The following is an 11588-nucleotide window of genomic DNA, read 5'->3' on the forward strand; positions in this document are numbered from 1 at the left end:
TTTCCGCCAAATCCGGCAGTCATCCAACAACGCAGGCAAACCGGCCTGGCATTGACAGGAGCAACCATGGCGGCGATTCACATCGGCATATCCGGCTGGCGCTATACGCCCTGGCGCGGGGACTTCTACCCCGAAGGGCTGCCCCAGAAACGCGAATTGCAATTTGCGTCACGCGCCGTCAACAGCATCGAGATCAACGGCTCGTTCTATGCGCTGCAAACGCCCAAGCGCTATGCCGAGTGGTACGCCGATACGCCTGAAGGTTTTATGTTCAGCGTCAAGGCCCCGCGCTACATCACCCACATCCTGCGCTTGCGGGATGTGCATAAGCCAATGGCGAATTTTTTTGCCTCCGGGGTACTGGAGCTGAAAGAAAAACTCGGTCCGGTGCTCTGGCAGTTTCCACCCAGTTTCAAGTTCGATGCGCCGCTGTTCGAGGCGTTTCTAAAGGAGCTGCCCACCGACACCCAGCAAGCCGCCACCCTCGCCCGCCAGCATGAGGCGCGCCTGAACGGCAAGGCGAGCATGCAGGCCCACGGCAAGCGTGCGCTGCGCCATGCGGTGGAGATCCGGCATAAAAGCTTTGTCACCCCCGAGTTTGTAAAGCTGCTGGCACAGCACAACGTAGCGCTGGTGGTGGCCGACACCGCCGGCAAGTGGCCGTATGCCGAGGACGTGACTGCCGACTTTGTGTACCTGCGCCTGCACGGCGACAAGCAGTTGTACGCCAGCGGTTATACCGATGCAGCACTCAAACGCTGGGGCGAGCGCATCGACTGCTGGCGCCACGGCAAACAGTCTGCCGATGCTCACCTGATCGACCCGCACCACACGCCACCGGCACGTAAGCAACGCGACGTGTTCTGTTTTTTCGACAATGACATCAAGGTGCGCGCGCCTTTCGATGCCCGCCAATTGCTGCAGCGTTTCGCGCTGGACAAACACTTGGCCACCGCACCCGGACAACTGCCGGAACCGGGAGTGTTGCCATGACCCACCCTGAATTGATCCCCATCACCCCCACGGCGCCGATCACGCGCTTTACCGTGCTGACGGTGAATATCCACAAGGGCTTCACCGCACTCAACCGCCGCTTCATCCTGCCCGAGCTGCGCGAAGCGGTGCGTAGCATCGGCGCCGACATGGTGTTTTTGCAGGAGATCCACGGTACCCACGAGCAACACCCGCAGCGCTACAGCAACTGGCCGAACATGCCGCAGTACGAGTTCCTCGCCGACAGCATCTGGCCGCAGTTCGCCTATGGGCGTAACGCGGTCTACCCCCACGGCGACCACGGCAATGCGCTGCTGTCGAAATTCCAGATCGTGCGCTACGACAACCTCGACATCTCCCAGAGCGGCCACGAAAACCGTGGCCTGCTGCATTGCGTGCTGCGCTTGCCGGGCACGGGCCAGGAGGTGCACGCGATCTGCATCCATCTGGGCCTGCGTGAGGTGCATCGTCAGCAGCAATTGCGCCTGCTGGAGCAACGCATCGCGCAAATTCCGGCGGATGCACCGTTGCTGGTGGCGGGGGATTTCAACGATTGGCGGCAAAAAGCCGACTTGAGCCGCAGCGGTCTGACCGAAGTGTTCGTTGGCGCCCACGGCAAACCGGCGCGGACCTTCCCGGCGCGCCTGCCGTTGTTGGCGCTGGACCGCATCTACGTGCGCAACCTCACCGCCCATAACCCCCGGGTGCTGACTACACGGCCCTGGTCCCATCTGTCAGATCATGTGCCGCTGTCGGTGGAGATCGAACTATGAACATTGCGGTAGAACACATTTCCACCGATCAGCCGCCGGACGAAGCCAAGGCCCGCGACCTCGATTACGGCTGGCAGAGCGGCAATCAAGTCGAGCTGCTGGAGAATGGCGAAGCGTACTTCCCCAGGGTGTTCGAAGCCATGCGTCAGGCCCAGCGCGAGATCCTGCTGGAGACCTTCATTCTGTTCGAAGACAAGGTGGGCAATGAGCTGCAGAGTATTTTGATCGAGGCGGCGCAACGGGGCGTCAAGGTGGTCGCCAGCCTCGACGGTTTTGGCAGCGGCGAATTGAGCCCGGCGTTCCTCGGTGCGTTGGCGGATGCGGGCGTGGCGGTGCAGATGTTCGACCCGGCGTCCAAGACGTTGGGCATTCGCACCAACTGGTTTCGCCGTCTGCACCGCAAGATCGTGGTGGTGGACGCTACCGTGGGGTTTATCGGCGGGATCAATTTTTCCGCCGACCACCTCGGCGATTTCGGCCCGGAAGCCAAACAGGATTACGCGGTGCAAATTACCGGCCCGGCGGTTGCCGACCTGCATCATTTCGCATTGGCGCAAAGCGGCCGCCAAGTGCGCACCCGACGTGGCTGGCGGCGGCGCCAGCAACGGCCCTCGGTATGGCCGGCCGAGCAAGGTGACGGTCAGGTGCGCCTGATTTACCGCGACAACCTGCAACACCGAGACGACATCGAAGAGGCGTATATCCATGCGTTGAGCAAGGCGCAAAAACGTGCGGTGATCGCCAACGCTTATTTCTTCCCCGGTTACCGGCTGCTGCGTGAGATCCGCAACGCCGCGCGGCGCGGGGTACATGTGCAATTGATCATGCAGGGCCAACCCGATGTGCTGCTGGCCAAGCTGGCGGCGCGCATGCTCTACGACTACCTGCTCAAGGACGGCGTGGTGATCCACGAATACTGCCAGCGCCCGCTGCACGGCAAAGTGGCGCTGGTGGATGACGAATGGAGCACCGTCGGTTCGAGCAACCTGGACCCGCTGAGTCTGGCGCTCAACCTGGAAGCCAACGTGCTGATCCGTGATCGTGCGTTCAACCAGCAGTTGTACGAACGTTTGGAGGCACTGGCGAACAACCACTGCAAGACCATGCCGGAGAACCGCAAGCCACGCCTGTGGCTGTGGCGCCTGACCGTGGGTTTCCTGGTGTTCCATGTGATGCGCCATTTCCCCGTGCTGACGGGTTGGCTGCCGGCCCATAAACCGCGTTTGAAACCTTTCGAGAGCCAGGCCCATGACCACTGAAACCGGCGGTTCACGCTTCAAGCGCTGGAAAAAACCGCTGACCATCGCGTTCTTCCTGCTGTTGATCGTGCTGTTCACGATGCTCGCGCGCCGCATCGACTGGAGCGAAGTGGTGCAGACCTTGGGCGACTTCAAGCTACGCACCCTGCTGATCGCCAGCGCGTTGACCCTATGCAGTTTCATCGTCTACGCCTGCTTCGACCTGATCGGCCGCACCTACATCCGCCAGCCGTTGCGCTGGAAACAGATTTTGCCGGTGGGCATTATCAGCTACGCGTTCAACCTCAACCTCAGTGCGTGGGTGGGCGGTATCGCCATGCGCTATAGGCTGTATTCGCGGCTGGGGGTGAGCACCAGCAATATCGCCAAGATCCTTGGTCTGAGCCTGGCCACTAACTGGTTCGGTTACATGGCCCTGGCCGGCGTGGTGTTCAGTAGCGGTCTGGTGACTCTGCCGCCGGGCTGGAAGTTGAGCAGCGGCGCCTTGCAGGGTGTGGGGGTGTTGCTGGTATTGGCGAGCCTGGGCTACCTGGCGGCCTGCCGGTTCTCGAAGAAGCGCGCGTGGTCGATCCGCGGTATCGAAATCAACCTGCCGTCGCTGCGCATGGCGTGCCTGCAATTGGCATTGGGTGCACTGAACTGGTCGTTGATGGCGGCGGTGATTTTCACCCTGTTGCCGGGCAAGCTGGACTACCCGCTGGTGCTCGGCGTGCTGCTGATCAGCGCGATTGCCGGGGTGGTTACGCATATCCCGGCCGGGCTCGGGGTGCTGGAGGCGGTGTTTATCGCGCTGCTGCAACACGAGGCATCGCGCGGCAGCCTGCTGGCCGGGCTGATTGCGTACCGGGCGATCTATTTTATCTGCCCGTTGCTGATTGCCTTGGTCATGTACTTGGGCGTTGAAGCCAAGGCCAAGGCGCTGCGGGTGAAGAAAACACCCGCATAGGCTTAGCGCGACTGGATGATGCTTAAGCGCTCGCCCACCACCATCTCGGTGATCCAGTCCACCAGGATCGAGGTATAAGCCTGCTGGGACACCGGATCGCTGAGGGAATGGTCGGCACCGTCGATGATGCGGTGGGTCAGCGAGTGAGTATGCCGGCATGCCGCGCGGTAACTCATGATGGTGGCATGGGGCACGTGGTCGTCGGTTTCCGATTCGACGATCAATACATCCCCGGTAAACACCGAGCACGCGTGCAGGGCACGATTGGTCTCGGCCTGCACCAGGGTGCTGCGGTAATCCATCAAATCAGCCTTATCCAGGTCGCGCTTGGGCTTGAGCCACTCCTGATCGCGGTACAGCGCCGGTACCCGCAACGCCAGCCAACGCACCGGGCGTAACGAGGTGAGGATTGCCGCCAAGTAACCGCCGTAGCTGGTGCCCACCACCGCCACCGCCGAGGTGTCGATGGCCGGGTGCGCGATCAATCGATCGTAGGCGGCCAGCAGGTCGCGCAGGTTGTCTTCGCGCGTCACCCGCGACAGCGGAATACCGGTGCCGGCGTGACCTCGCAGGTCGAAGGTCAGGCATACACAACCCAGCCCCGCAATACCTTTGGCCCGCTCCAGGTCACGCTCCTGACTGCCGCCCCAGCCGTGCACAAACAACACGCCGGGCACTTTGGATTTGGGGCTCAGGAATGTGCCGCTCATTTGTTCGTCGTCGATATCGATCGCAATGCTTTCGCTTCTAGCCGTCATAAGAATTGACCGTTACGTACTTGAGAAGAAATTCGCTGTGTTCCGCCGGGCCTCGGTACACCTCGATGGCATCCGCCGGCAGCGCTTGATCCTCGTAAGTCTCCACCGAGGACACGTAAATAGCCTTCAGGCCCGGATGGTTGATAAAGCTCTGTAGCGCGGCGACTTCCGCGCTGCTGGCACCGCCCATGCGCCAGGACTGTTCGAGCACGCCGCTGCGGCGCTGGCCCTGGCTGTCCAGGCCTTGGGCGATATCGTAGTTGCGCCGCGAGGCGTAGAACCCTGGGTAACATTGGTCGGCGGCGGCGTCGAATACCCTGGCCTGCTCGACCGCCAGGCGCACGTCGTCGGGCAGCGCCAGTGCAAGCAGGTCGGCATAGTCCCCAGGCACCACGAGCAGGTTAGAGCCCCCGTAGACCTCTTCGCCCTGCCCGTCCCGCGTCAGGTATTGCTGGCCGCAGTAACTGAGCACGTAATCGCCGATAAAGCTCTGGCCCACGCTGTGAGTGACGACGTCGTGCAGGTCCTGCTCCAGCACCACGCCGTTGTTGAACATTACCGCTGCTTCCGGGCGCGCCAGCACGGTATCCAGTTCGTCGAGGCTACGGATTACTTGTTGACCGCGCCCTGCGCAGGCATGCACGGGTTTCAGGCGAATCGGCCCGCTGTACAGCAGGCGCGTGGCAGCCTCCCGCGCATCGCCTAAGGCAAATACGCTGAGGCCGTCGAGCACCACATCGCGCACTTGCTCGCAGAACTGCGGCGACCAGCCCTCCGGTGCCTTGGCATCCGGGCCGAGCAAGCCATGGCTGATGGCTTTGGTGCAGATGAAAGCGTGATCCACATATCCGCCCCACAGATCGTCCGGACCTTGGATATTCAAAGCGCGGGCCTGTTCTTGGCCAACAATGGTTTGCGTGGGTAATAAGTAGAGATCGCGCCCCGCATGCTGCTGCGGGTCAAAGCTGCCCGCAAACTTGAGCCCAAGGATTTGCGCCAGCCAACGAGCCAGGGCGCGATTGGTGTCGACTTCATGCTGGGGCGCTCCATCGCGCGTGGAATGCGCCGCAACAGATTTTTTGCGTTGAATCGGGGTCATGCGTCCCCCTTGGCCATCCTGCCATGTGTGTAGAAGGACAGTTGCAGGGATCAGGCCAACCCCAAGTAGAGGGACAGCGCTGGCAAATCAGTCAGTTACGCTCAGAGCGATAGCCATTGGCCTGTTTGATTCTGCACGACCTCTTCTAGCGCCTCCGGCGTTCTGCACGATTCAAACGCCAAAACGACTACGGTAGTCGCTCGGCGCCAGGCCGGTGATCTTCTTGAAGGTGGCGCGAAAGGCACTGGGGTCTTGATAACCCACGGTCCAGGCGATGTGGTCGATGGTGCCATTGGTGAATTCCAGCATTTGCCGCGCCTTGCCAACCCGCAGGTGCTGGCAGTATTCAGTGGGCTTGAGCCCGGTGGCATTGCGAAAACGGCGAAGGAACGTGCGTTCTTCCAGTCCCGCCTGCTGCGCCATGGCTGCAACGGACACATCCACCGCGCCGCTGGCCTGCAACCAATGCTGGACCTTGAGAATCGCCCCATCGCCATGGCTGAGGATCGGCGCAAAGTTGCTGCCGCACTGGCTGGCGCTGTCGCTGTGCTCGATCACCAGGAAACGCGCGGTGTCGGCGGCGATACTCGGCCCCATCAGGCGGTCGACCAGGCGCAAGCCCAATTCGGACCAGGCCATCAGCCCGGCGGTGGTGATGAGGTCGCCGTCGTCCACAATCGGCTTATCCGCCTCCAACCGCACCGACGGGTACAGCGCGGCAAACGACTCGGCGGATGACCAATGGGTGGTGGCGCTGCGCCCGTCCAGCAGGCCGCTGCGCGCCAGCATGATCGAACCGATGCACACGCCACCGAGCACCGTACCGTCGGCATGCCTTTTACGCAGCCACGCCAGTAGAGTCGGCGGCGCCTGGTCGTCAGTGAAGCCACAAATCGAGGGCGGCACCAACACAGCTATCAGCGGCAGTTCCGGGCCGGGCTGGCTGTCGAATACCCGCACAGGTTCACCCTCGGCCTGCACTTGCCAATGGCTGATGCGCAGCAACGGTAGCTGGGTGGACGCATGCTCGGCAGCAATGCGATTGGCCACGCCGAACAGATCGGTCAAACCATGCACCGCGGCCAATTGCGCGCCCTGGTAGATCAGCACACCCAGCTCAACGGTGGAGCGTTCCACGGCCATTGTCAGTTTTCCCCCTGTTATTGTCGGTGCTGCCAATCCTCGGGCGCGGCGCCAGCTAAGATACTGGGCCCATCAACCCATCTCGAGGCAACCTCCATGGCCAAGCAGGCGCTCATCCTAATCGATATCCAGAACGACTACTTCCCCCAGGGCAAGTGGCCGCTCGACGGCGTGCAAGCCGCTGCCGACAAGGCGGCGCAGGTGCTGCAAGCCTTTCGCCAGGCCGGCGATGCGGTGATTCATGTGCGTCATGAGTTTACGTCCGAGGATGCACCGTTCTTCACTCCCGGCTCCGAAGGCGCACACCTGCACAGCCAGGTGCTCAATCAAGGCGATGAGCCAGTGGTGCTCAAGCATTTCGTGAACGCGTTTCGCGAAACCAACCTGCGCGCGTTGCTCGAACAACGCAGCATCACCGAACTGGTGGTAGTCGGCAGCATGAGCCATATGTGCATCGACGGCGTGGTGCGGGCTGCGGCAGACATGGGCTACACCGTCACCGTGATCCATGATGCGTGCGCCACCCGCGACCTGGAGTTCAACGGCCAAGTGATTCCCGCAGCGCAGGTGCATGGCGCCTATATGGCGTCACTGGCATTCGGTTATGCGGGCGTGGTGTCGGCGGATGAGTTTCTGACAGCGCAAACGGCGACGGCCTGACCGTCACCGTCAAGGGGCGCTTTAGCGCGTGGCGATGATGAACAGACGTGGAAACGGCAACAGCACGGTGCCGTCAGCCAGAGCCGGATAACCTTGGGTGATCCGCGCCTGGTATTCCTGTAGGAAAGCGACTCTTTCTTCGTCGGTCAACGGCGCAAGAAAAGGTCGCAGCCCTGTGCCCTTGAACCACTCCACCACGGCCCCATGATCGGCCAACGGATGTTGGTAGGTGGTGCGCCATACGTCGACCGTGCTGCAGTGCTTGCTCAGCAGTTCGTAGTAGTAGCCAGGCGCATGCCGCTCGTTGTGTTTGAAGCCACCAATCTTCGCCGCCCACGGGCCATCGGCAGCGACTTCGCGGGCGAGCCGGTGGGCAGGTTCATCAAGGTTGTCCGGCGTCTGCACGGCCAAGGTGCCGCCGGGCGTCAGTTGCTGGATCAGGTGCGGGTACAACGTAGCGTGGTCGGGCAGCCATTGCAGCGAGGCGTTGGCCAGAATCACATCGAAAGACTGGGACGGCTGCCACGCGCCAATATCCGCCAGTTCGAAACTCAAGGCAGGCAAACGCTTACGGGCGTCGATCAACATATCGCCGGAGCTGTCGATGCCAGTGATGTGCGCCTGCGGGAAACGCGCTGCCAATACTTCGGTGGAGTTGCCCGGGCCGCACCCCAGATCAATGGCCGTGCGCACCTCGACGGTGGGGATGGCGGCAACCAGATCACGCACCGGGCGGGTACGTTGCTGTTCGAACATCGTGTATTGCTTGGCTGACCAGGTCATCGCGGCTTTCCTTCGTTTGAGAGGATGGCCACAGCCTAAATCGTGTTAGCCATGAGAACAAACCTAGGATTATTGGCCCTCCCTGCGTGGTAAGGGGGTTGGTACATCAGAAACCCAACGGGGGTTTTCCATCGTGTCGCCCGAGAAACCGATCTAAACTCAGTTATGCCCCGTGCAGAATCGGCATCAGGGAGGCATTAGTAAAAACTGCCAGCGCAGTGTCCACGGACGATTTTTCTGGCCATCACCGCCAAATTAATCCGCATATCCATGGAGCTATGCCATGTCCTATCTAAAAACTCGCGAAGGCAATGATCTTTATTACAAAGACTGGGGCAGCGGTCAGCCCGTTGTGTTCTGTCATGGGTGGCCACTGAACAGCGACAGTTGGGAATCGCAGATGCTGCATTTCGCTAACAATGGTTTTCGCGCCATTGCACATGACCGCCGGGGGCATGGTCGTTCAAGCCAGCCCTGGGATGGCAATGACATGGACCATTACGCCGATGATTTGGCGGAGCTGATAGAACATCTGGATCTGAAAGAGGTAATTCTTTTCGGGTTTTCTACCGGCGGCGGCGAAGTCGCACGCTACATCGCTCGCCACGGCGTTGCGCGCGTAGCGAAGGCGGGTTTGATTTGCGCGGTCACGCCATTGATGCTTAAAACCGCCAGCAACCCACAAGGAACACCAATCGAAGTTTTCGACGGATTACGTGCCGACTCCATCGCCAATCGCTCGCAGCTTTATCTTGATCTGGCCAGCGGCCCATTTTTTGGATTCAACCGGGCGGGCGTCACACCCTCTCAAGGTTTAATTAATTCATTCTGGGCGCAGGGTGTGATGGGGGGGCATAAAAATACTTTTGATAGCATCAAAGCATTTTCGGAAACCGACTTCCGAGAGGACTTGAAACACTTCAGCATACCCACACTCATCATCCACGGCAGTGACGATCAAATAGTGCCGATACAGGCCTCTGCGTTGCAGACTAACTTCTTGATCCCGCACTCCGAGTTGCTGATCTACTCACGCGCGCCTCATGGTTTGACGGACACTCATAAGCAGCGGGTCAACACAGACATGCTGGCATTCGCCCTGCGTTAGGCGCAGTCCATACAAAAAAACCGCGCGGCTTTGTCAGCGGCGCGGTTTTTTTCAGCTCGCAGTGTTTGCCTTCAAGACGTCCTAGAACGGAATGTCATCATCAAAGCTGTCGAAATCCGCAGCCGGCTGGGGTGCCGCCTGCTGTGGCGCTGGACGCGACTCACGCTGAGGCTGCTGGCTTGGCTGTGGGCGCGACTGCTGTGGACGCGGTGCCGAGTTGGACATGCCGCCCTGGCCCTGTTGATCGCCCTGTGGACGGCCGCCCAGCAGTTGCATGGTGCCTTGCATGTCGACCACGATTTCAGTGGTGTAGCGCTTGATGCCGTCTTTTTCCCACTCGCGGGTCTGCAATTTGCCTTCGATGTAGACCTGCGAACCTTTGCGCAGGTATTCGCCGGCGATTTCCGCGACCTTGCCGAACATCGACACGCGGTGCCATTCGGTCTTCTCGACCTTCTGGCCGGTCTGCTTGTCGGTCCACTGTTCGCTGGTCGCCAGACTCAGGTTGGTCACGGCATTACCGTTAGGCAAGTAGCGAACTTCGGGATCCTGGCCGCATGTACCGACCAATATGACTTTGTTAACCCCACGGGCCATAACGTTCTCCTAAGCTGGGCGCGCTGTCGGCACTGGGTTGACCAGTTGCTCGAGCGTCGCGCGATCCAATAATTCGGTGTCCAATTTGATGTAGATCGCGGCTTCTTCCGCAACCACTACTGCGTCCGTTACTCCAACGACGGCCTTGAGGCGCTCGACCAAGCCAGCCTCGCGCATCGCTTCAGGCGATAACGGCAGGCGCAGGCTCGTCACATACGGAGGTTCGCGCATGGTAACAGCAAAGGCCAGCCAGAGGGCAGCCAGACCTGCGCACCCAAGGAACACAACCGACAAACCGCCATGCTGGAACATCCAGCCACCCATGATGCCGCCCAATGCGGAGCCCAGGAACTGGCTGGTGGAATACACCCCCATCGCCGTGCCCTTGCCGCCGGCCGGTGAAACTTTACTGATCAGCGAAGGCAGCGAAGCCTCCAACAGGTTGAACGCGGTGAAGAACACCACCGTGCCGATTACCAGCGCCCTCAGGCTATCGCCGAACTGCCAGAAGAATAGTTCAGTGAGCATCAATGTCGCGACGGCGCCCAGCAAAACACGTTTCATTTTGCGTCGCTTCTCGCCATAGATGATGAACGGGATCATGGCGAAGAATGAAATCAGCAACGCGGTCAGGTACACCCACCAGTGCTGCTCCTTGGGCAGACCGGCTTTTTGTACCAGGGCCAGGGGCAAGGCGACGAAGCTGCACATCAGCATGGCGTGTAATACGAAGATACCTAAATCCAGGCGCAGTAAGTCCGGGTGCTTGAGCGTCGGCAACAGCGCCTTGCGCGCAACGCCCGACTCGCGATGCTGCAGCGTGCCGGTGGAGCGCGGCACCATGAACGCCACGATCACGATACCGAACAATGCCATACCACCAGTGGCCAGAAACAAACCATGCAGACCAAAAGCGCGCGTCAGCAGCGGACCCACCACCATGGCCACGGCAAACGACAGGCCGATGGTCATGCCGATCATGGCCATGGCCTTGGTTCGATGCTGTTCGCGGGTCAGGTCCGATAGCAACGCCATCACCGCCGCCGAAATCGCCCCGGCGCCCTGTAGGATGCGGCCAGCGATCACGCCCCATATCGAATCGGATTGCGCTGCGAGTACGCTGCCAAGGGCAAATACGACCAGCCCGAGATAAATCACCGGACGACGACCAATGCGGTCGGAAATGATCCCGAACGGAATCTGAAAAATCGCCTGGGTCAGGCCGTAGGCACCAATGGCCAGACCAATCAAAGCGGGGGTCGCGCCTGCGAGATCCATCCCGTAGGTCGCCAGTACCGGCAATACCATGAACATGCCAAGCATACGGAAGGCGAACACCAGGGCCAGACCGCTTGCCGCGCGGGTCTCGCCGCTACTCATGCGTTCGCTGTGGGGATCGTGCATGGAAAAACCTCGTGTGAACCGGCGGCGATTCTACCAGTCCCATCGATTGAGAGGGTATATGCGGC

Annotated in this window: 12 protein-coding genes; 6 read left to right on the top strand and 6 right to left on the bottom strand. The window is 60.6% G+C overall.

The window, feature by feature from the left end:
* Positions 1-66 precede the first annotated feature (66 nt).
* Genes YA0848_RS10870 through YA0848_RS10885 form a run of 4 tightly spaced genes read left to right on the top strand, consistent with a single transcriptional unit; the run spans position 67 to position 3971 of the window.
* Positions 67-993 carry a DUF72 domain-containing protein gene (locus tag YA0848_RS10870; RefSeq protein WP_034139473.1) on the top strand — a complete coding sequence of 309 codons (927 nt, stop codon included), beginning with the start codon at positions 67-69 and terminating at the stop codon, positions 991-993.
* A complete protein-coding gene (locus YA0848_RS10875) occupies positions 990-1766 on the top strand; it encodes an endonuclease/exonuclease/phosphatase family protein (protein WP_034115251.1) in 777 nt (258 codons plus the stop codon). The genes YA0848_RS10870 and YA0848_RS10875 overlap by 4 nt, the downstream gene beginning before the upstream one ends.
* The gene (clsB, locus tag YA0848_RS10880) at positions 1763-3025 is read left to right on the top strand and encodes a cardiolipin synthase ClsB (RefSeq protein WP_034139474.1); all 1263 of its coding nucleotides are present in this window, start codon (positions 1763-1765) and stop codon (positions 3023-3025) included. Before YA0848_RS10875 ends, clsB begins: the two co-directional genes overlap by 4 nt.
* A complete protein-coding gene (locus YA0848_RS10885; RefSeq protein ID WP_034100985.1) occupies positions 3015-3971 on the top strand; it encodes a lysylphosphatidylglycerol synthase domain-containing protein in 957 nt (318 codons plus the stop codon). The genes clsB and YA0848_RS10885 overlap by 11 nt, the downstream gene beginning before the upstream one ends.
* A 2-nt stretch (positions 3972-3973) precedes the next feature.
* Here the strand turns inward: YA0848_RS10885 and YA0848_RS10890 are convergent, their stop codons facing one another.
* The 3 genes from YA0848_RS10890 to YA0848_RS10900 form a co-directional block, all read right to left on the bottom strand.
* A complete protein-coding gene (locus YA0848_RS10890) occupies positions 3974-4729 on the bottom strand; it encodes an alpha/beta hydrolase family protein (protein WP_034100986.1) in 756 nt (251 codons plus the stop codon).
* Positions 4719-5828, bottom strand: a complete 1110-nt coding sequence (locus YA0848_RS10895) for a DUF3182 family protein (RefSeq protein WP_034115253.1) — start codon at positions 5826-5828, stop codon at positions 4719-4721. The genes YA0848_RS10890 and YA0848_RS10895 overlap by 11 nt, the downstream gene beginning before the upstream one ends.
* Positions 5829-5999: 171 nt before the next feature.
* On the bottom strand, positions 6000-6971 hold the full coding sequence (locus tag YA0848_RS10900) for a GlxA family transcriptional regulator (protein ID WP_169903375.1): 972 nt from the start codon (positions 6969-6971) through the stop codon (positions 6000-6002).
* A 96-nt stretch (positions 6972-7067) separates the two neighbouring features.
* On the opposite strand from YA0848_RS10900, the gene YA0848_RS10905 reads away from it, so the two are divergent.
* Positions 7068-7631, top strand: a complete 564-nt coding sequence (locus tag YA0848_RS10905; RefSeq protein WP_034100989.1) for a cysteine hydrolase family protein — start codon at positions 7068-7070, stop codon at positions 7629-7631.
* A 21-nt stretch (positions 7632-7652) separates the two neighbouring features.
* On the opposite strand, the gene tam is transcribed toward YA0848_RS10905, so the two are convergent.
* A complete protein-coding gene (gene tam, locus YA0848_RS10910; RefSeq protein ID WP_034100990.1) occupies positions 7653-8414 on the bottom strand; it encodes a trans-aconitate 2-methyltransferase in 762 nt (253 codons plus the stop codon).
* Positions 8415-8697: 283 nt separating this feature from the next.
* Between tam and YA0848_RS10915 the strand changes: the two genes are divergently transcribed.
* Positions 8698-9522: an alpha/beta fold hydrolase gene (locus YA0848_RS10915; RefSeq protein WP_034100991.1), complete on the top strand. Its 825-nt coding sequence runs from the start codon at positions 8698-8700 to the stop codon at positions 9520-9522.
* An 81-nt stretch (positions 9523-9603) separates the two neighbouring features.
* On the opposite strand, the gene YA0848_RS10920 is transcribed toward YA0848_RS10915, so the two are convergent.
* Both YA0848_RS10920 and YA0848_RS10925 read right to left on the bottom strand, forming a co-directional pair.
* Positions 9604-10119 carry a single-stranded DNA-binding protein gene (locus tag YA0848_RS10920; RefSeq protein WP_017849542.1) on the bottom strand — a complete coding sequence of 172 codons (516 nt, stop codon included), beginning with the start codon at positions 10117-10119 and terminating at the stop codon, positions 9604-9606.
* 9 nt (positions 10120-10128) lie between these two features.
* Positions 10129-11523, bottom strand: a complete 1395-nt coding sequence (locus YA0848_RS10925) for an MFS transporter (protein WP_034100992.1) — start codon at positions 11521-11523, stop codon at positions 10129-10131.
* Positions 11524-11588: the final 65 nt, after the last annotated feature.

Source organism: Pseudomonas sp. S4_EA_1b (assembly GCF_016307435.1).
GTDB classification, from domain to species: domain Bacteria; phylum Pseudomonadota; class Gammaproteobacteria; order Pseudomonadales; family Pseudomonadaceae; genus Aquipseudomonas; species Aquipseudomonas rhodesiae.

Coding starts and splice junctions, on each gene's coding strand:
- YA0848_RS10870 (WP_034139473.1), top strand. CDS start 67: ATGGCGGCGATTCACATCGGCATATCCGGCTGGCGCTATACGCCCTGG.
- YA0848_RS10875 (WP_034115251.1), top strand. CDS start 990: ATGACCCACCCTGAATTGATCCCCATCACCCCCACGGCGCCGATCACG.
- clsB (WP_034139474.1), top strand. CDS start 1,763: ATGAACATTGCGGTAGAACACATTTCCACCGATCAGCCGCCGGACGAA.
- YA0848_RS10885 (WP_034100985.1), top strand. CDS start 3,015: ATGACCACTGAAACCGGCGGTTCACGCTTCAAGCGCTGGAAAAAACCG.
- YA0848_RS10890 (WP_034100986.1), bottom strand. CDS start 4,729: ATGACGGCTAGAAGCGAAAGCATTGCGATCGATATCGACGACGAACAA.
- YA0848_RS10895 (WP_034115253.1), bottom strand. CDS start 5,828: ATGACCCCGATTCAACGCAAAAAATCTGTTGCGGCGCATTCCACGCGC.
- YA0848_RS10900 (WP_169903375.1), bottom strand. CDS start 6,971: ATGGCCGTGGAACGCTCCACCGTTGAGCTGGGTGTGCTGATCTACCAG.
- YA0848_RS10905 (WP_034100989.1), top strand. CDS start 7,068: ATGGCCAAGCAGGCGCTCATCCTAATCGATATCCAGAACGACTACTTC.
- tam (WP_034100990.1), bottom strand. CDS start 8,414: ATGACCTGGTCAGCCAAGCAATACACGATGTTCGAACAGCAACGTACC.
- YA0848_RS10915 (WP_034100991.1), top strand. CDS start 8,698: ATGTCCTATCTAAAAACTCGCGAAGGCAATGATCTTTATTACAAAGAC.
- YA0848_RS10920 (WP_017849542.1), bottom strand. CDS start 10,119: ATGGCCCGTGGGGTTAACAAAGTCATATTGGTCGGTACATGCGGCCAG.
- YA0848_RS10925 (WP_034100992.1), bottom strand. CDS start 11,523: ATGCACGATCCCCACAGCGAACGCATGAGTAGCGGCGAGACCCGCGCG.